This is a genomic window from Rhodobacter sp. JA431 (assembly GCF_900217725.1).
GTDB lineage: Bacteria > Pseudomonadota > Alphaproteobacteria > Rhodobacterales > Rhodobacteraceae > Rhodobacter > Rhodobacter aestuarii.
In genome coordinates this window covers 1-17223 of the sequence record NZ_OBMP01000015.1, presented here as the reverse complement: position 1 = coordinate 17223, position 17223 = coordinate 1, and the positions used below count along the sequence as shown (strand labels likewise).

Genomic DNA, 17223 nt, shown 5'->3' with positions numbered 1-17223 from the left:
CAAACATGGGCAACGGCGGGATGACCCCCGCCCAGAAACTGAGAATGGCCGCGTAAATTCTACGACCAAGTCCCCGCAAAAACGGGGGGATTACCCCGGGATTCTGAATTTGCGCCAATGCGACGAAGCTTGGGAGCCTCGTCAGATCAGCTTCATTTGCTTCGCGCCTGGGATGTGCTCGATGACTCTGAGAACGGTTACGTCTTTCGAGAGGCCGCTCGGCCCCAGTTTCTGATCTTCCCGGATCAGGCACTTCGAAGTGTCATTGGCCGACAACGACACTTTTCCGTCCATCACGGAATTGACGAAATCGGTGTCTTCCATCGTCGCGGTGAAGGGCTTCTCCCCGCCATCCGAAAGGCGCCACTTGTAGCCGTCCCTGAAAGCTGAAACGACTATTCTCAACCAAACCTCGCGCTGGCTTGTCTCCGTGAGCGTTTCGTCGTCCTCCAGAGCGGGCATCATAAGCGCAGCCTGGTCTACTTTCCCCAACTCGACCCCATCTGCATCACCGTCAGATATCACCACGCGCGCCACGTCAGGAATGCTGAGGGACTTTTGGGCGAACTTCTCGACCGCCTCACGGGTCGCGACATCTTGCAACAGATCCAGCATTCTTGAGTCAATCCGGACTTCAATGTTGTTATGGACGACTACGGTGGTCCCATCGGGCTTCGTTTCGATCTTGTCTGGACGCTTACCGCGCGTGAATTCCAAAATCGCCAGCAGACCAGCCACGCCGGTGCCAATGATCGAACCGCCTTTCATGAGCAGGTCCATCAGCTGATCCGCAGCAACGACCCGATCCGGGTGAGCGGATATCTCTTGGCGCGGCTAAGAGCTATCTCCTGCTTTCAGAATGCCACCCAAGCCTATTCCGAAGCCGCATTTCCAGACCAGTTCGCGGAGGCGCACCGCTGTCTCGGTGATGCCTTGTTCGAGCATGGCCTGCATGCTGAAAATGACGTTAAAAAAGAACTCAATTTCATGCATGCGTTGGCTTTGTTTGAAAAGGTCTCTGAATGGATTACCAAGGAACGTGATGTGCAAAGATGGGGGTACGTGCAGTGCAGGATGTCATAACCCTCGTGCCACGCGGCAGCGGCGGCTTCGTCCTTTTTGAGGTCTGGCGGCACGGCGCGCTCTTGCCCGCGCTGGGCAGCCCGAAGTCCGCGCCCGCGCGCGGCCTCTAGCTTGCCGTCAGGATCAGCTTGTGCGTCATCCCCTGTCTCCGGGTCGCCTGCGGCCTGTTCGTTGGCGTCGGGCGCGGTCGTGCCATTATCGGCGACTTCGCTGTCAGGGGCCTGTTTTTCGGCATCTTCAGCGGGCTGGTCTTGTTGTTTTGTGCCAGCTTTCTCTTTCGTCTTCTTGTCGGCTTTTGCCTTGTCGGTTGCGCCTGCGGCGATCCCGGCGAGTTTGTCTGCGGTGCCTTTGGCCTTGGCATCGGTCGGCGTTTCGTCGGTTTTGACGGGCGAGAAGAAGTCCTCAACCTTTTGCTCACCGTCTTTGATGGCCTTGTGCATGGCGATCAGCGTCGCGAGGTGGTCGAGCGAAAGGTCATTTTCGCCACCGATCTCAAGCTTCTCGAAAATCTGATCTGGCTTGACGCCGAACGCGGCGAAGGCCTTGAAAGCCGCTGCGCGGCGTTCGGGCAGCGTCTCCGTCAGCGCTTTCGTCGGGGCGCTCGCCGTTTCAGTCGCGAAAATCTTCCTTGAACCTGTCGATCTGATGCATGCGCTCATGCAGGATCGCGACGATACCGATATCGCCGTCGGACAGTCGGCGCCAATAGACGAAGTGGTGTTCGTACCGGAAGAAGAACCCTTCAACGCCGAACTCTGCCGGGATAGGCTTTGAGGCGACGCCATGGGCCTCGATCCGTTCGAACGCTTCGAACATGCCGGTGATGTAGCGGTCAGCCTGGATCTCGCCCCAACGGTCGCGCGTATAGCGGTAGATGTCATCGAGGCGGAGTGACGCCGCCTCTTGAACCCGGATCGGCATCTGGTCAGGCCCGGTTCCGGCCGATGACTTCGGCGGCCGTCAGCGGCCTGTAACTGGTCTCGGGCGCAGCGAAGGCGCGGGTAAGCTCGGCCTTCAGCCGGTCGAAAGCCTCCTGCTCGGCCCGCTCCTTGTCTCGCCGGATCAGGTCGCGCACGTATTCGCTGATGTTCTCGTAGGAGCCGTTCTCGCCGACATTGGCCGCGACGAAATCGCTGAGCGCACCGCTCAGACGGACGGTCATGGTCGTGGTGCGGGACATGGAAGGCTCCTCATGTTTGGTGCGTATTCAATATAACCAAAAAATACCACACATCAAGTCTGGCGGCGGTGGACCAATTTGGCCTCCCCACCGCCACTGTGGCGGCTTGACCTTACTCGGCATCCGTTTCGTCGTGCCGATCGGCGAGCAGCAGGACCACGTGGAACACGATATCCGAGTGCCTGGCCAGTGCGATCAGATGCGCGCCGCTCGGCCCACGCTCTCCCGAGATCCAGTATTTCACGGTCCGCTCGCTGGCACCCGTCCAACGCATCGCCGTCTTGACCGCGCGATGCGTCAGGCCGAGTTCGTTCCGAAGTGCCGCGGCAATGGCGGTCCGGTAGTCGGCGACATCGGCTTCAAGGTGCACATTTGTGCCCGTTTTCGGCACAAATGTGCCCGTCTTGATCCGCATCTCTGCGTCCTCCTTCGATAATATTCTGGGAAGGACATGAAAAGCGGCAGTTCGTATTTGCGCTTGGGCCTGCGGTAGAGGGCCATCAGCTCAAAGCAGCCCACATGATTTCTTGGGAGGCGGGCGTGGCTCGGGGAAAAACACTAGTATCCGGAGGAGAAACCGAGCCGTTCGGGCCGCTGCTGGCTGCGGAATACGTCCGGATGTCGACCGAGCATCAACAGTATTCCACCCAGAATCAGGCGCAGACGATCCGCGAATACGCTGAACGCCGCGGCATCAGGATTGTCAAAACCTATTCGGATGATGCGAAAAGCGGCCTGATCATCGGCGGTAGGATGGCATTGCAGCAGATGATCGCCGATGTCGAATCCGGCGTGGCCGAGTTCAGCGTGATTTTGGTCTATGACGTCACCCGCTGGGGACGGTTTCAGGACACTGACGAATCTGCCTATTACGAGTATCGCTGCCGGAAGGCGGGAATGCAGGTCGCCTATTGCGCCGAGCAATTCGAGAATGATGGCTCTCCGACCTCCACCATAGTGAAAAGCGTCAAGCGGGCGATGGCGGGCGAATACAGCCGCGAGCTTTCCGTGAAGGTCTTCGCGGGCCAATGCCGTCTGATTGAGCTCGGTTATCGTCAGGGCGGCCCGGCGGGCTTTGGGTTGCGGCGCGCCCTTCTCAATGAACGGGGCGAAGTGAAAACCGAACTGAAGCGCGGTGAGCACAAGAGCCTTCAAACCGATCGCGTCGTCCTCGTTCCCGGACCAGACGAGGAGGTCCGGACGGTGCGCTGGATCTACAGCCAGTTTCTGAAGAAGGGCCTGTCGGAAAGCGAAATTGCGGCAGAGCTGAATGACCGCGGCATCCTCACCGATCTCGGGCGGGTCTGGACCCGTGCGACGGTCCATCAGATCCTGACCAATGAGAAATACATCGGCAACAACGTCTACAACCGGCGCTCATTCAAGCTGAAGCGCAAGCGGGTTGCCAATGGCCCGGAGATTTGGGTTCGTTCGAACGGCGCCTTCGATGCCATCGTCGAGCCGAAACAATTTCAGAAAGCCCAGGCCATCATCGCGGCACGCAACCGTCGCTTCTCGGACGAGGAGATGCTGGAGCGCCTGACCCGGTTGCTCGTGCGTCATGGGTACATTTCCGGGTTGGTGATCAATGAGGCAGATGGGATGCCGTCGAGCAGCGCCTATGCCCATCGCTTCGGAAGCCTGCTCAGGGCCTATTCCCTTGTCGGGTTCTCTCCGGATCGCGACTATCGCTACATCGAAGTCAACCGCGTGTTGCGACAATTCCACGGCGACGAGGTCGAGCGCGTGATTGACGAGATCACCCGGCTTGGCGGTGCTGTGATCCGGAACCCTGCGACGGAACTGCTGACCATCAACGGCGAATTCACGGCCTCCATCGTTATCGCCCGCTGTCGTGAAACCTCCACCGGGGGCTTGCGCTGGAAGATCCGCTTCGACACCGGCCTTGCGCCCGACATCACGGTCGCGATCCGTATGGACCGCACAAACACCAAGATACGTGATTACTACCTGCTGCCGCAATTCGAGATGCGGGGCAAACCTCTAGGGCTTGCAGAGGAGAATGGTCTGATGTTGGACGCCTTCCGTTTCAAAACACTGGATTTCTTTCTCGACATCGCGCGGCGCGTGCCGGTTTCCGAGGTGGCGCCATGGTGAGCGATCTCGAAACCCACGCCGAGGTGCAGATTATTCCCATTGCGGCCATCACCGTGGAAAATCCGCGCGAACGATCTGAAAAGACCTTTCGTGCACTGGTGGACAGTATCGACAAGGTGGGGCTGAAGAAGCCGATCACCGTCGCGCGGGATGATACGGCATCAGATGAGGCCTATCGGCTGGTTTGCGGTCAAGGGCGGATGGAAGCCTATGTCGCTTTGGGCGAAACGCACATCCCGGCCATTGTCGTGGATGCAAACGAGGTCGAACGGCTCTTGCGCAGTGTGATCGAGAACATCGCGCGCAGGCAGCAGCGTCCGCTCGAACTTTTGCAAGACATCGCAATTTTGCGCGATCGGGGATATTCGGACCAAGACATCGCTGAAAAGTCTGGGCTGTCCCTATCCTATGTTCACGAAATTGGGGAATTGATCGCCAACGGTGAGGAGCGTCTCTTGATCGCTGTCGAGACCGGGCAAATGCCTCTAAGTGTTGCACTGTATATCTCTCGAGCGGAAGAGAAGGATGTGCAAAAGGCATTGGAGGCAGCCTATGTCTCGGGTGAATTGCGGGGCAAGAAGCTTCTCGAAGCACGGCGGCTGGTGGAATTGCGCCAGCGACACGGCAAAAAGAAAGGGCGCACGGGCTCCAATCAGCCTCGCGCGCGGATGACTTCGGCAGCGCTGGTCCGGGCCTATCGGATCGAGGCAGCGCGCCAGCAAGACATGATCCGTAGGGCCCAATCTACCCGGGGGAACCTCCTTTTTCTTGATGCCGCGTTTCAGTCCCTGTTCCAAGACGAGAACTTCCTGACCCTTCTAAGGGCAGAGGGGCTCGACACATTCCCGGGTATCATTGTCGATGGTCTTAAGGACGCGGCGATATGACTGAGTTGGGCAAAACGCTCCCGTCGAAGCAGCCCGGTTTTGAGCCAACTTTGCGCCAGATCCCGGTCCCTGCCATCTTACTGGTGAAGCAATTGCCAAAGAGCTTCCCGAAAAGCCGGAAATATGCGCAGATCGCTGCTTCGATCCGCGAGGCAGGTCTGATCGAACCTCTTGTGGTGGCGCGCGCGCCCGGACAGGACGGCATGTTTATCTTGCTTGATGGCCATGTCCGTTTGCACGTTCTGAAGGAGATGGGCCACGAGGTTGTCACCTGTTTGCTCGCGACCGACGACGAATCCTTCACTTACAACAAACGCATCAGTCGCCTCGCCACGATTCAAGAGCACAAGATGATCTTGCGCGCCATTGAGCGCGGCGTGCCAGAGGCCCGTATCGCGGCTGCGCTGAATGTGGATGTGGCACGGGTTAGGCGCAAGCGAACCCTTTTGAACGGAATTTGCCCGGAGGCCGAGGAACTCCTGAAGGCTAAGCACTGCCCGGCCAACAGTTTCCGGTCCCTGCGCAAGATGAAGCCGTTGCGCCAGATTCAAGCGGCCGAGCTGATGATCGCCGCGAACAATTACACCGTGGCCTATAGCGAGGCTATCTTGGCCGCGACCGATCCCAAAGACCTTGTTGATCCGGCCGTGAACAAGGCACCTCCCGGCGTCACGCGCGAGCAAGCCGAGCGGATGAAGGACGAGATGGCCAGCCTGCAAAAGAACATCAAGCTGCTTGAGGGGACACTTGGCCCCGATCATCTACGCCTCGTGGTCGCGGGCCGCTACGTCGAACGCCTTCTCACGAATGAACGGATCAATCGCTATCTCGAAAAGAACCACGGAGACATCCTCGGCGAGTTTGGTCGAATTGTGGTAGGTCTGTCTCGGCCAGAGCCGTCTTCGGAAGGGCGCGACGCATCGGAAAAATAGCAGATTCTGGAACTTTCTGCCGATGGGGTCGGACCCAGATCAAGCGAAGCGGGAGGTGTCGGCGAACCCGCTCGGAGCCCGCCAAGGACAGCGGACATAACGTCGTCTAAATCGGTTTCTTGTGCGATGACGATCTGCGATGTTTGACGGGAACGCTACATTCAGGCGGATATTGGGGCGGTTAGATTGCCTGCGCGCCCGCGCGTGACATCTTCTTGGTTTGCGCAAACATGGTTGCGGCTCGTGGAAGCGATAGCTCATTGTACTCTTGATTGACCAAGAAGGCCCAATTCATTGCTTCGACTACAACAACGCGCTTTTTTCAGTTTCCTAGCTGATCCCTTCGGCCGGTCTGCTCGCGCAATCGAACTGGACGTGGATCACATCCGGATAATGCGACGCGGCAACCTTGCCAAAATGCCGTTGCAGTCGATGGCGCGCGCACCTTCCCTTCGGAAGGGGATACTCGGAACCGCACTGACCATCCACTCGACCGACGATCCAAGTGTAGCGCTGAAAGGCGCGGGCCACCAAGACGCACTGGACTTCTCAGAAGCAGTCAGGACGGCCTGGACCCGCGTTAGTCTCTCGGTCCTGGAGAACGAAAAAGCACGACTGGACCGGATCCTGGCTGAGGTGCTGTCTTTGGCCGCGCCATCCCGATACCCGGCGGCGTGCCAGATCGCATCTCTGCTCCACGACGCCCGCGATCTGGATGCTTCGTGAGCTGCTGCCGGTTCTGTGGACACGCGGTTATCCGACCTCACAGTTTAATCATAGTGTGCGCTCGGGCGAACTATTCGGAAGGAACCTGTAGCGGCAAAAATGTTTTCCGCCGAGTTCGGCTTGGCACCCAAAGGTGCGATTTCAGCTTTAGATCGTTCCGCTGACGTCCATGTGGGGCAATGCGCCGAGGTTCTCTCTCAGACCAATGCCGGGTAACAAAATCCGCAAAATCCTCACAGATCGCCGCAGTACTCCGTTCAGATATTATGCGGCGAGCGTGTAGCTTGAGCATGCCGTCGTCGGTTACCTCTGGGAGCGCGAAAAGGATATCCGCGCCACATTTGAGTGGAAGCGCAAACATCGAGGAATCCAACCATATATCATGTGAAAGCCACCTAGGCTTCCGTTCCGTATAGTCGATGCAACTGACAACGATACGCCCATGTCGAAACGCGCGACGTGCCGCTAGATAACATTTGGCATCGAATATGATCGGCTCGACAGGTACATCACCGTAGAGGTCTGCGCGCTCACGCAAGGTCGCCGCGTTTCCAGCGCTACAAATCAGGGAAATTGGCCTACCGGTCTGCTCAAATAGGTGCCGTAACGTGGCATGACCAATCCGACAATGCACGGTCGCAACGAAAAGCGGCCTGTCGGCCATCTCGACGGGATCGCCATGAACAGCGGGTGGCTTGTAGTTTGGCATCTGTTTCAGTCGGCGGCACAGACGATGGAAGACGAGCGGCTCCCACGGGATATCAAACCTATTATCACAATCGGCACGGCCGCGGAGCAGCCAAGCATGTTTTCTGGCCTTGTTCCAAGCCAGACGCCTTAGATCGTCACAGTTGAGATGCTGGCTTCTTGAAAAGGCACCTTCAACCAATCTCATCCCCAGATAATCCCTGATTGCGCCGAATATCGCAGTGGATATTGCCAAAGGAGCAATCAGCTTCATCGGTTCACATCGCTTGTCGCTTCTCTCACAAGCGCCGCGATTTCAGCGATTGTGTCGCATGCCATAACGCGTTCTTCGTCAAGTTCGACCTCGTAAGCGTCTTCAACTTCCATAATCACCTCAAGATGATCAAGAGAGTCGAGATCTAGAAAGTCGATCGAGGCATTTATGAGGTCGCCGTTGTTAGCAGTGTCCTTTGACGCATCCAGCCGCTTGGCAACCATTGAGGCGATTTGCGCGGCGATCTCATCAGTCATGAAACGTGACCTCCAAGGATTGCAACGAATTGAACAAAAAGTCGGGACGGCGTTGCGTCGCCTCGAGATTGGAATAGCCTTTGCCGATTCGCGAGAGCTCCTCCGTTAATGCCTGCCACGCCGAAATGGACAGCGCCTTCCCCAAGCAGGTGTGGCGCGCGAACCCAAAATGCCCCGATGTGTCTCCCTCGTACGGCGCATCAAATGTATCAAGTCGCAGACGCAGCCTGTCCCCGGAGGAGATGCTAATCCCGCAGACCTCCATGTCCTCGGTCGCAATCCGATCCACATATGGCACGCCAGTTTTTGGAAAGGCGGGGCTCCAGTCCACTTCGCTTAGCCGCCGACCAAGGCTCTTCTTAAGATCATGATACAGGCTGACACTCATGCTTGCGAGGATTGAGTCGGCTCCAACCATGAAGATCGCCACGGCCAGCGTCGCCTCTTCCGAAGTCATCCGGCCTGAAGCCTCGTCAAAGATCTCCCTGAGCCTATATTCGATGGACTTGCGCCGATTAAGGCTCATGCGCGCATCGAATATTTGCGAGATGGTTGGGACATCAGATAAAGACGACGATACGCCGCTCAGTTCGGACATCATCGCCATGACCGGCGGCATCAACAGTGCATCGACCAGATCGATGCGACCATCAGGGACAACCGAACTTTCAACGCATTTACTCAGCTTCGACTTAAATGCCTCTTCGGCCTGCACTTTGCGGTTCCTGAAATGTACTGTTGTTTCACGACGGACAGCCGAATGCTCGCAACCATTTAGGCCAAGTGCCACTTTGTCGAGGGCACGCAGAGTATGACTGAAATCAAAGTTCAGTCGATCGCTGAAGTTAGAATAAATTTCCCGGAAATCGATGACCCTTAGAGTGTCAGAGGCCAGAAGGCGACTGATCTCACCTGCGTCATAGACCTCCCAAGCATCAAGCCTGTGATTGCGAGCGAGCGATATCGGCGCGGGCGATGAACTCAGCAAATTCAGCCCAATCGCGACCGAAAATCTACTGTCATATATGGTACCTCAACTGCAATTTCTGCGAAACCGGGACGATTGGAGGGCGGGCCACTGGCTCGCTTAGGTCACTGTTGCTTACCCTTGAAAATTTTGCAATGCAAATGGGCTCGAACGCTGCCTTGAAACGTTGCGGAGTTATGAGGCCATTGCCACATGCGGGCCGTGGCGTCGGACAATCGCGGAAGAGCTTGGGGAAAGCCGAGGTCCGCGTTTTGCGGCTTCAAAACGAGAAAGGCAGGAAGATGATAAAAGTCTGGGATCCTGTTATCCGGATATTCCATTGGGGATTGGCGGGCAGCTTTGCGATTGCATGGCTCAGCGCGGAGGAAGTTCAGCCGTTGCACGAGTTTTGCGGCTACACCGCCGCTGCTTTGGTGGCTGTGCGGGTGGTTTGGGGCTTTGTTGGGCCTCGCTATGCACGGTTTTCGCAATTCGTGCGGGGACCGGGCGCGGTCATTGCCTATCTGAAAGCGATGATTGCCGGGCGCGAACGCCGCCACATTGGCCACAACCCGGCCGGGGCGGCGATGATCGTTGCGCTGCTGGTCGCGATGGGGGGCACTGCTTGGACCGGGTGGCTGATGGCTGAAACGCCCTCTCAGGCGCGCGCGATGCTGCCCGCGCTTGTCACGCCCGCCTATGCCGATGACGATCGCTACGAGCATCATCGCTCTGGCAGCGAAGGGGCGATCAAGGACGTGCATGAAGCGCTGGCAAATCTGATGCTACTTCTCGTCGCGCTGCATATCGGCGGTGTGGCCTTGGCCTCCATGCGGCATCGCGAAAATCTGGCGCGGTCGATGGTGACGGGGCTGAAACGGCCTGCGGAGGCAGGTGATCTGGACTGACCCGCGTGCGTGGCGTTCGATCACGGCATGCCAAACCGTCAGGAAAGATCAGATTTCATGCGCCGAGTGTTGAGGCTCGGCGCATGACAGCATGGCCCGCCGCTGCGATGGCGCGCCCGAACCTCACCGGCTTACCGTATCGACCGGATAGGCGGTCGAGAACTTCACCCTTTCCAGAGCCACGTGATAATCGAGGCGACCGATCGACATGGCGGAGGTCAGGCGCGTGTAAATGGCATCTGCCGTAGCCATGTCCGGCGCGGAAATGCGCAAAAGGTAATTGCGCTCCCCCGCCACGCGCCAGACTTCCATGATGTCCGGGGTGGTCTCGACAAAGACGCGAAACGCGTGCCGCCATGCCGCATCGTGCTCGGGCGCCTCGAACAACAAGAACAGTGTCGTCCCAAGGCCCAACCCGCGCGGATCGGCCAAAGCGACGCGCTTTTCGATGACGCCCTCGGCCTCGAGCCTCTGGATACGCTTCCAGCAAGGGGTTTGCGACAGCCCCACACGCGCAGCGACTTGCGCCACCGGCAGGGTCGCATCGGCCATCAGTTCCGCCATGATCTTGCGGTCGATCAGATCGAGTTCGCGCATCGCTTCCTCCCTGGTGCCACAAGAATGCGCCGATTTATATAAATGTCCATCGTCTTTATCGTGTATAAGCGTCGCAGCCGCCCGCGCCAAAAACTCGACAAGATCGATGTTGATTTGGGCTATGACGCGCCGCTATGCTGAGCCATGATCACGCAGAAGATGAAATACGCGCTCAAGGCGCTTTTGGTGCTAGCCGATGAACATGCGACCGAGGCCCCTCAAGCACTAACCATCGAAGAGATTTCCACCCGCTCCGGCGCGCCCAAGCGCTTTCTTGAGCATATCTTGCTCGATCTGCGCAAGGCGGGTGTGCTTGCCTCGGTGCGCGGACGCTCGGGCGGCTATCGCCTGATCAAGGCGCCTGGCAAAGTGTCGATCTCCGAACTTCTGCGCCGCATCGACGGCCCCATCGCCCCGCTCCCCTGCCTGTCGCGCAGCGCCTATCGGCGGTGCGACGATTGCGAAAGCGAACAGGATTGTCGCATCCGCAGGGTCTTTGCGGAGTTGTTCTGGTCCTATCTCGTGCTGATCGACTCGCTTACACTGGAAGACATGTTGCGCGCGGGCAGCGCGGATCTTCCAATGCCGAGCGCCTGAAACCCTGAACACTCAAAGCCTTGAGCCCCGCCTTGCGCGGGCTTTGCGTTTGGCGCGCCGTGCAGCGGAGAACAAACTTCCAAAATCACGACTAACAAAGGCGAGATTATTTTCTTGAAAAGACGACAATCCCGATGGAGATTTCAAAGATCAAAAAAGGAGGCATCCATGCTCACCACGATCCAGATTTCGCGCTATCTGAGCGCACAGGGCCTTGCGACGCACACCCATGAAGACGGGCGCGTGACGATTGCCGATGGCGCGCTGCGGCTGACCGGCTGGCCGATTACGCGGCTCATCCGTGCCACGGCGCTTGGCCTCGTGATGGGGCTTGTGCCGGTCCTTGCCACAGGGATCGAGGCACGGGCCGAGACTCTGCTCAACGTTTCCTACGACCCGACGCGAGAGCTTTACCGCGAGGTGAATGAAGCCTTTGCCGTCCAGTGGCAGGCCGCAGGCCATGACGCGCCCCGGATCGAGACCTCGCATGGCGGCTCGGGCGCGCAGGCGCGCGCGGTGATCGAGGGGCTCGAGGCGCAGGTCGTCACCCTCGCGCTCGCCTCTGACATCGACAAGATCGCCAAGGCGGGCAAGCTGCCGACCGAATGGCAGGCGCGCATGCCGCACAATTCCGCGCCCTATACTTCGACGATCGTGTTTCTGGTGCGCGCGGGCAACCCCAAGGGCATCCACGACTGGGGCGATCTGATCAGGGACGGGGTCGAGGTGATCACGCCGAACCCGAAAACCTCGGGCGGGGCGCGCTGGAATTACCTTGCCGCCTGGGCCTGGGCCGAGAAAAACGGCATCGACCCCAAAGGGTTCGAGCACGATCTTTTTGCCCATGTGCCGGTGCTCGACACCGGCGCGCGCGGCGCCACCACCACCTTCGCGCAGCGCGGCATTGGCGATGTGCTGCTTGCCTGGGAGAACGAGGCCTACCTGGCGCTCGATGCGCTTGGGCCGGGGCAATTCGAGATCGTCGTGCCCTCGGTCTCGATCCTTGCCGAACCGCCGGTGGCGCTGGTCGATGAAAATGTGAAAAGCCCCGAGCAGCGCGCGCTGGCCACGGCCTATCTCGATTTTCTCTACAGCCCGCAGGCGCAGGCGCTCGCCTTCAAGCATTACTACCGAGGCTGGGATGCCTCGACCGCCGCGCCCGCAGACGTCGCGCGCTTCCCGAAGATCGAGCTTGTCGACATCGCCCATTTTGGCGGCTGGGCCAAGGCGCAGCCCGAGCATTTTGGCGACGGCGGCACCTTTGACCAGATTTTCGCCGGGCGCTAAGGCGATGGGGCCGTTCTTTTCCCCCTCGCCCATGCCGGGGCGGCGCCTGAGCCTCGGCATCACCGTCACCATGCTTTCGCTCGTGGTGCTCGCCCCGCTTGGCGCGCTGATCGCGCAGGGCGCACTGATGGGGCCCGAGGCGCTCTGGGCGGCGATCGACCGCCCGCGGGTGCGCGCGGCGCTTTGGCTCTCGTTCCGGCTCGCCTTTCTGGCGGCCACGGTGAACCTCGTGCTGGGGGTCGCGCTCGCCTGGGTGCTGGCGCGCTACCGCTTTGCGGGGCGGCGGCTTCTCGATGCCGCCGTCGATCTGCCTTTCGCGCTGCCGACCGCGGTGGCGGGGATCGCGCTGACCGCGCTTTATGCGCCCAATGGCGCCTTCGGCGCGCTGGCGGCACGGTTCGGGGCGAAGATCGCCTATACCGAATGGGGGATCTTTCTGGCGCTGATGTTCGTCGGGCTGCCCTTTGTCACCCGCGCCGTGCAGCCGGTGGTGGAGGAGATCGCGCCGGAGGTGGAGGAGGCTTCGGCGACGCTTGGCGCCTCGCGCCAGACCACCCTCATTCGGGTGGTCTGGCCGATGCTGAGCCCCGCCGCGCTCACCGGCTTTGCGCTCGCGCTCGCCCGTGCGGTGGGCGAATACGGCTCGGTGATCTTCATCGCCGGCAATATTCCGATGCGCACCGAAATCGCCCCCTTGCTGATCGTGATCGAGCTGGAAGCCTATGATTACAAAGGCGCCGCCGCGATCGGGCTGGCGATGCTGGCGATCAGCTTTGCGATGCTGCTGGCGATCAACCTGGTGCAGATCTGGAGCCGCAGGAGGATCGGCGATGTCTGAGCTTTCCCTTCACCCCGCGATCACCGAACCCGCGCTTGCACGCCGCGCCCTGATCGGGCTCGCTTTTGCCGTGCTGGCGGTTTTCGTGCTTGCGCCCCTTGGCGTGGTATTCGCCGAGGCGCTCGCCGATGGCCCCGGCGCAGCCCTTGCCGCCCTCGCCAAACCCGATGCATGGGCGGCGATCCGGCTCACGCTGACCGTTGCCGCGATTGCCGTGCCGATCAATGCCGCCTTCGGTCTGGCGGCGGCGTGGTTTTTGACGAAATTCGATTTTCCCGGCAAGGCGCTCATGATCACGCTGATCGACCTGCCGTTTTCCATCTCGCCGGTGGTCGCGGGGCTCTGCCTCGTTCTGCTGTTCGGCGCCAATGCCACGCTTGGCGGCTGGCTGGTCGCCTCGGGCCATCCGGTGATCTTCGCGCTGCCGGGGATCGTGCTGGCGACCCTGTTCGTCACCTTTCCCTTCGTCGCGCGCGAGATCACCCCGGTGATGGTCGAGCTGGGCCGCTCCGAGGAGGAGGCCGCGCTCACCCTCGGGGCGGGCGGCTGGCGCACGCTGTTCACCGTCACGCTGCCCAACATCCGCTGGGCGCTGCTTTACGGCGTGCTGCTCGCCAATGCCCGCGCGATGGGCGAATTTGGCGCGGTGGCGGTGGTTTCGGGCAAGATCCGCGGCCAGACCGCCACCATGCCGATCACCATCGAGATGATGTATAACGAATATCTCTCGGTCGCGGCGTTTTCCTTGGCCGCCTGCCTGAGCGCGCTCGCCCTTCTCACCCTCCTCGCCAAAACGCTGCTGGAGCGCCAGCACGCCCGCAAAGCGCAAGCCTGAAAGGTCTCGCCATGCATATCGACATCGACGAAATCGCCAAGGAATTCGGCCCGACCACGGCGCTGCATCCGGTCTCGCTCGCCATTCCCTCGGGGGCGCTGGTGGCGCTTCTGGGCCCCTCCGGCTCGGGCAAGACCACGCTTTTGCGCATTCTCGGCGGGCTCGAGTTTCCCTCCTCGGGGCGGGTGCTCTTTGACGGGCAGGATGCCACCGGGCTCAGCGTGCAGGCGCGCCGCGCGGGCTTCGTGTTCCAAAGCTACGCGCTCTTTCGCCATATGACCGTGTTCGAGAATATCGCCTACGGGCTGAAGGCGCGCCCGCGCGCCACCCGCCCGCCCAAGGCCGAGATCGCGCGCCGGGTGGCCAAGCTGCTCGATCTGATCCAGTTGCCGCAGATCGGCGCGCGCTATCCGTCGCAGCTTTCGGGCGGGCAGCGGCAACGCGTGGCGCTCGCCCGGGCGCTGGCGATCGAGCCGCGGATGCTGCTACTCGATGAACCCTTCGGCGCGCTCGATGCCAAGGTGCGCAAGGAGCTGCGTCAGGGCCTGCGCGACATCCACGACGAAACCGGCCTCACCACCATTTTCGTCACCCATGATCAGGAAGAGGCGATGGAGTTTGCCGATCTGGTCGTGGTGATGTCGATGGGCCGGATCGAACAGATCGGCCGCCCGCAAGACATCCGGGCCCATCCCGCGTCCGCTTTCGTCAAGGATTTTGTCGCCGTCTGACCTTAATCTGCGCATGGCATCGTTCCAAGCGCGAACGACGGCTATCGCGGATTTGCTGCGGAAGCTATGCCGCGACCTCACGGGCGGCTCTCGCCCCTTGCGAAGGGGACGACCTGACCAACGTGCTCGGCCCAATCCCGACCTTCGCTAGGTTCGGTTTGCCGCGGCGCAGCTTCCCCAAACCGGCCATCGATGCCTCATGCGGCATGGTTTGGCATGCCAAGGTCGGCTCAGCGGACAAAACGGTCATGCCCCAAGATCAATCGTTCTGTCCGGTGCGAGGGGTTCAGCGCCTTGATCTGGTCTGGCGTGCCGATGACCGAGGCGGCGATGGCATTGCCTTTGTAAAGAAACGCCTCCAGCTCTTCGGCGGCCTGCGTATCGGGGTTGTTCGCCATGCGCCAATCATATTCGCGCAGGATGACGTCGCGCTCGGTCTCGGCGAGCTCTTGCGGTAGGTCGATGGGGTCAAACACCACCTGCAACCGCCGCAGCATGTCGGTCAGATCCTCGGGCGGGCCGGAAAGCCAGTAGCCGACGGCAAAGTCGTTGGTCCAGGCGTTGCTGCCGCGATCCTCGGGGCGGGAGTTCTTTCCGATGTTGGGCAGCCAGGCGAGGTGTTCGGTGTAGTGGGCGAGGATGGGGCGATACTGCGGATAAACAATCAAGAAATGGACTTGTCCGCTTTCGTTGTTATGCGCGACAAACTTTACAGCCGATGAAGAACCTGCCATGGCACCCAAAAAGTATATTGCGCTCAGAAAAGGGATTGCTAAAGCTAAAACACCACAGGCCCATTTGATCCTATTCTCTCTTTCGCGCCGCAAATACTGCGTCTTCCAGAAAAAATGACGACCCTATATTATTCGTTCAGATGTATCCCCGAGCTAAAATAGCCAATCGATAGCTTAAAATTAAAAAAGCCAGCCACCAAAGAGCCTTTTCATATTTAACTGAGGGGGCCGATGTGCCGACCTGAAATGCTGGACTCGCGCGAAGTGCATTTGCAATCGAAAAGATAAAAATAAGTAAACTGAAGGAGATTAAATTCATAGGTAAAACAAAATGAGCCGCTGATATGAAAGCAAAAATAACAGGAGTTGAATACTTCAGCATCAATTGGGTCCTTGTGCTATGTGGGCGCGTGGCGCTACCATGGTTTGTAATCAAATTGTAGTTTTGATGCGATGGACGTAAAAAAGTATCGCCGTTGCCAACGTGGTCAGGACAGCGGCCGAAAATATTGTTGGCCAAATTGCTATCCCGAGTCTGTTCATCATAACGATGATGCCTGCCACCGCGAAATATAGTAGTGCCCCCAACATTTTATAGGTCATTGTCAGTCACCTCTCCATTTCTAGTTTATCAAGGCCATCGGCATGCGGTTGCTGCCGTAGCGGCGCCAATGGCGACGTCCGCCCCTTTTGCCGCGGGATGTGGTGCGTATCGGCATCAGAAACCGCTGCTGGACCCGTCGAGGTTGAAATCTTCAAAATTGGTGAGTGTCAGCTCTATTTGAGGTAACGCCCTACCTTCACGCCGCAGCGAACGATCGGTTCCCGCCCTTGCGGTCGTGTTGCGATGTCCCCCCCCCAGCATTGTCCCAATGTCCGCTTACGTTATGTGCTGTCGGAGCCCATGCTGATGCGGCGAATGGCCGCCATCCGCCCCTTGCGAAGGCGACGAGCTGATCGGCGTGCTCGGCCCTTACCGGCCAGTCGACCCTCCCGGTGCAGGCTGCCGAAGCGGACACTCGTACGGGGCGCAGCGTGAGGTTTTGGGCCGAGTGGAAGGTGGGTGCCCATCTGCCGCGGTAGTACGGCATTGTATTTTCAGAAATCCGTGGTCGCCGACCCTCGAAGAAGGCCGATAGGCTCTCTTTGTTTAAAGCTAAAGCAGCCCCGCCTCGGCACGCACCCGCCGATCATACGCGCGCAAACCCACTGCGGCAGTTTCCCTCTTGCCTGACCTGCCCTTTTGGGTAGGTTTGCGCCATCTGATCTTACGAGTGCATTGCATGGCCCAGCTTTCCCAAGACGCCCGGATGGGCCGCCTGTCCACCGTTTTGGGCCAAGATGTATTGGTTTTGCAGCGCTTTTCCGGCGTCGAGCGGATGAGTGATCTGTTCGATCTCACGGTCGATTGCTTAGCTGCGAGCAGCGATATCGACTTTGACGCCTTGATCGGCACCCATGCCACTGTGACGCTGGAAACCACCGGCGGCGAGCGTGCTTTTGATGGCATTGTGACGGAGGCGCGCTGGTTGGGCGCCGGCGAAAATGGGCAGCGCTATAGCTTGCGGCTGCAGCCTTGGTTTTT

The 17223-nt window shown here is 59.5% G+C and carries 21 protein-coding genes; 11 read left to right on the top strand and 10 right to left on the bottom strand.

What is annotated here, in order from left to right; genetic code table 11:
* Positions 1–141 precede the first annotated feature (141 nt).
* From CRO18_RS18090 to CRO18_RS18070, 5 genes are all read right to left on the bottom strand, one after another.
* On the bottom strand, positions 142–780 hold the full coding sequence (locus CRO18_RS18090; RefSeq protein WP_097083174.1) for a hypothetical protein: 639 nt from the start codon (positions 778–780) through the stop codon (positions 142–144).
* A gap of 92 nt (positions 781–872) precedes the next feature.
* Positions 873–1742 carry a hypothetical protein gene (locus tag CRO18_RS18720; RefSeq protein WP_143128689.1) on the bottom strand — a complete coding sequence of 290 codons (870 nt, stop codon included), beginning with the start codon at positions 1740–1742 and terminating at the stop codon, positions 873–875.
* Positions 1693–2004, bottom strand: a complete 312-nt coding sequence (locus tag CRO18_RS18080) for a type II toxin-antitoxin system RelE/ParE family toxin (protein WP_097083172.1) — start codon at positions 2002–2004, stop codon at positions 1693–1695. Before CRO18_RS18080 ends, CRO18_RS18720 begins: the two co-directional genes overlap by 50 nt.
* A gap of 4 nt (positions 2005–2008) precedes the next feature.
* Positions 2009–2263 carry an addiction module antitoxin gene (locus CRO18_RS18075; RefSeq protein ID WP_097083171.1) on the bottom strand — a complete coding sequence of 85 codons (255 nt, stop codon included), beginning with the start codon at positions 2261–2263 and terminating at the stop codon, positions 2009–2011.
* A 112-nt stretch (positions 2264–2375) separates the two neighbouring features.
* Positions 2376–2678, bottom strand: a complete 303-nt coding sequence (locus CRO18_RS18070; protein WP_097083170.1) for a helix-turn-helix transcriptional regulator — start codon at positions 2676–2678, stop codon at positions 2376–2378.
* A 104-nt stretch (positions 2679–2782) separates the two neighbouring features.
* On the opposite strand from CRO18_RS18070, the gene CRO18_RS18065 reads away from it, so the two are divergent.
* The 4 genes from CRO18_RS18065 (at position 2783) to CRO18_RS18050 (ending at position 6926) form a co-directional block, all read left to right on the top strand.
* Positions 2783–4381 (top strand): recombinase family protein, encoded by a 1599-nt coding sequence (locus CRO18_RS18065; RefSeq protein ID WP_283234908.1) that lies wholly within the window; start codon positions 2783–2785, stop codon positions 4379–4381.
* Complete coding sequence (locus CRO18_RS18060) at positions 4378–5268, top strand: ParB/RepB/Spo0J family partition protein (RefSeq protein ID WP_249276115.1); 891 nt, start codon at positions 4378–4380, stop codon at positions 5266–5268. Before CRO18_RS18065 ends, CRO18_RS18060 begins: the two co-directional genes overlap by 4 nt.
* Complete coding sequence (locus tag CRO18_RS18055; RefSeq protein WP_097083167.1) at positions 5265–6200, top strand: plasmid partitioning protein RepB C-terminal domain-containing protein; 936 nt, start codon at positions 5265–5267, stop codon at positions 6198–6200. The genes CRO18_RS18060 and CRO18_RS18055 overlap by 4 nt, the downstream gene beginning before the upstream one ends.
* Positions 6201–6494: 294 nt before the next feature.
* Positions 6495–6926 carry a hypothetical protein gene (locus CRO18_RS18050; RefSeq protein WP_283234907.1) on the top strand — a complete coding sequence of 144 codons (432 nt, stop codon included), beginning with the start codon at positions 6495–6497 and terminating at the stop codon, positions 6924–6926.
* Between the two features lie 957 nt (positions 6927–7883).
* Here CRO18_RS18050 and CRO18_RS18040 read toward each other — a convergent pair.
* Both CRO18_RS18040 and CRO18_RS18035 read right to left on the bottom strand, forming a co-directional pair.
* Positions 7884–8144 carry an acyl carrier protein gene (locus tag CRO18_RS18040; RefSeq protein WP_097083165.1) on the bottom strand — a complete coding sequence of 87 codons (261 nt, stop codon included), beginning with the start codon at positions 8142–8144 and terminating at the stop codon, positions 7884–7886.
* Positions 8137–9132, bottom strand: a complete 996-nt coding sequence (locus tag CRO18_RS18035) for a hypothetical protein (protein WP_143128688.1) — start codon at positions 9130–9132, stop codon at positions 8137–8139. The genes CRO18_RS18040 and CRO18_RS18035 overlap by 8 nt, the downstream gene beginning before the upstream one ends.
* A gap of 281 nt (positions 9133–9413) precedes the next feature.
* Here CRO18_RS18035 and CRO18_RS18030 point away from each other — a divergent pair, with 281 nt between their 5' ends.
* Complete coding sequence (locus CRO18_RS18030; protein WP_097083176.1) at positions 9414–10019, top strand: cytochrome b/b6 domain-containing protein; 606 nt, start codon at positions 9414–9416, stop codon at positions 10017–10019.
* 123 nt (positions 10020–10142) lie between these two features.
* On the opposite strand, the gene CRO18_RS18025 is transcribed toward CRO18_RS18030, so the two are convergent.
* Complete coding sequence (locus CRO18_RS18025) at positions 10143–10616, bottom strand: Lrp/AsnC family transcriptional regulator (protein ID WP_097083163.1); 474 nt, start codon at positions 10614–10616, stop codon at positions 10143–10145.
* A 144-nt stretch (positions 10617–10760) separates the two neighbouring features.
* Between CRO18_RS18025 and CRO18_RS18020 the strand changes: the two genes are divergently transcribed.
* The 5 genes from CRO18_RS18020 to CRO18_RS18000 all read left to right on the top strand — a co-directional run bounded on the left by CRO18_RS18020 (position 10761) and on the right by CRO18_RS18000 (position 14904).
* Positions 10761–11213 (top strand): Rrf2 family transcriptional regulator, encoded by a 453-nt coding sequence (locus tag CRO18_RS18020; protein WP_097083162.1) that lies wholly within the window; start codon positions 10761–10763, stop codon positions 11211–11213.
* A gap of 324 nt (positions 11214–11537) precedes the next feature.
* Positions 11538–12500 carry a sulfate ABC transporter substrate-binding protein gene (locus CRO18_RS18015; RefSeq protein WP_097083175.1) on the top strand — a complete coding sequence of 321 codons (963 nt, stop codon included), beginning with the start codon at positions 11538–11540 and terminating at the stop codon, positions 12498–12500.
* 31 nt (positions 12501–12531) lie between these two features.
* Positions 12532–13338 (top strand): sulfate ABC transporter permease subunit CysT, encoded by an 807-nt coding sequence (gene cysT, locus CRO18_RS18010; protein WP_249276114.1) that lies wholly within the window; start codon positions 12532–12534, stop codon positions 13336–13338.
* The gene (gene cysW / locus CRO18_RS18005) at positions 13331–14173 is read left to right on the top strand and encodes a sulfate ABC transporter permease subunit CysW (RefSeq protein WP_097083160.1); all 843 of its coding nucleotides are present in this window, start codon (positions 13331–13333) and stop codon (positions 14171–14173) included. Before cysT ends, cysW begins: the two co-directional genes overlap by 8 nt.
* Before the next feature lie 11 nt (positions 14174–14184).
* Positions 14185–14904, top strand: coding sequence for a sulfate/molybdate ABC transporter ATP-binding protein (locus tag CRO18_RS18000; protein WP_097083159.1), 720 nt, complete (start codon positions 14185–14187; stop codon positions 14902–14904).
* 230 nt (positions 14905–15134) lie between these two features.
* Here the strand turns inward: CRO18_RS18000 and CRO18_RS17995 are convergent, their stop codons facing one another.
* Both CRO18_RS17995 and CRO18_RS18715 read right to left on the bottom strand, forming a co-directional pair.
* The gene (locus CRO18_RS17995) at positions 15135–15638 is read right to left on the bottom strand and encodes an insulinase family protein (protein ID WP_097083158.1); all 504 of its coding nucleotides are present in this window, start codon (positions 15636–15638) and stop codon (positions 15135–15137) included.
* Positions 15639–15774: 136 nt separating this feature from the next.
* Positions 15775–16158: a hypothetical protein gene (locus CRO18_RS18715; protein ID WP_143128686.1), complete on the bottom strand. Its 384-nt coding sequence runs from the start codon at positions 16156–16158 to the stop codon at positions 15775–15777.
* Positions 16159–16921: 763 nt separating this feature from the next.
* Between CRO18_RS18715 and CRO18_RS17990 the strand changes: the two genes are divergently transcribed.
* Positions 16922–17223, top strand: a 302-nt coding sequence (locus tag CRO18_RS17990; protein WP_249276113.1) for a contractile injection system protein, VgrG/Pvc8 family, incomplete at its 3' end; no start/stop codon positions are given.

What these genes read in the sequence shown, in the direction of transcription:
- cysT (WP_249276114.1), top strand. Translation starts at nt 12,532, where the DNA reads ATGCCGGGGCGGCGCCTGAGCCTCGGCATCACCGTCACCATGCTTTCG.
- CRO18_RS18090 (WP_097083174.1), bottom strand. Translation starts at nt 780, where the DNA reads ATGGACCTGCTCATGAAAGGCGGTTCGATCATTGGCACCGGCGTGGCT.
- CRO18_RS18020 (WP_097083162.1), top strand. Translation starts at nt 10,761, where the DNA reads ATGATCACGCAGAAGATGAAATACGCGCTCAAGGCGCTTTTGGTGCTA.
- CRO18_RS18070 (WP_097083170.1), bottom strand. Translation starts at nt 2,678, where the DNA reads ATGCGGATCAAGACGGGCACATTTGTGCCGAAAACGGGCACAAATGTG.
- CRO18_RS18030 (WP_097083176.1), top strand. Translation starts at nt 9,414, where the DNA reads ATGATAAAAGTCTGGGATCCTGTTATCCGGATATTCCATTGGGGATTG.
- cysW (WP_097083160.1), top strand. Translation starts at nt 13,331, where the DNA reads ATGTCTGAGCTTTCCCTTCACCCCGCGATCACCGAACCCGCGCTTGCA.
- CRO18_RS18025 (WP_097083163.1), bottom strand. Translation starts at nt 10,616, where the DNA reads ATGCGCGAACTCGATCTGATCGACCGCAAGATCATGGCGGAACTGATG.
- CRO18_RS18075 (WP_097083171.1), bottom strand. Translation starts at nt 2,263, where the DNA reads ATGTCCCGCACCACGACCATGACCGTCCGTCTGAGCGGTGCGCTCAGC.
- CRO18_RS18720 (WP_143128689.1), bottom strand. Translation starts at nt 1,742, where the DNA reads ATGAGCGCATGCATCAGATCGACAGGTTCAAGGAAGATTTTCGCGACT.
- CRO18_RS18000 (WP_097083159.1), top strand. Translation starts at nt 14,185, where the DNA reads ATGCATATCGACATCGACGAAATCGCCAAGGAATTCGGCCCGACCACG.
- CRO18_RS17995 (WP_097083158.1), bottom strand. Translation starts at nt 15,638, where the DNA reads ATGGCAGGTTCTTCATCGGCTGTAAAGTTTGTCGCGCATAACAACGAA.
- CRO18_RS18065 (WP_283234908.1), top strand. Translation starts at nt 2,783, where the DNA reads ATGATTTCTTGGGAGGCGGGCGTGGCTCGGGGAAAAACACTAGTATCC.
- CRO18_RS18080 (WP_097083172.1), bottom strand. Translation starts at nt 2,004, where the DNA reads ATGCCGATCCGGGTTCAAGAGGCGGCGTCACTCCGCCTCGATGACATC.
- CRO18_RS18015 (WP_097083175.1), top strand. Translation starts at nt 11,538, where the DNA reads ATGGGGCTTGTGCCGGTCCTTGCCACAGGGATCGAGGCACGGGCCGAG.
- CRO18_RS18055 (WP_097083167.1), top strand. Translation starts at nt 5,265, where the DNA reads ATGACTGAGTTGGGCAAAACGCTCCCGTCGAAGCAGCCCGGTTTTGAG.
- CRO18_RS18040 (WP_097083165.1), bottom strand. Translation starts at nt 8,144, where the DNA reads ATGACTGATGAGATCGCCGCGCAAATCGCCTCAATGGTTGCCAAGCGG.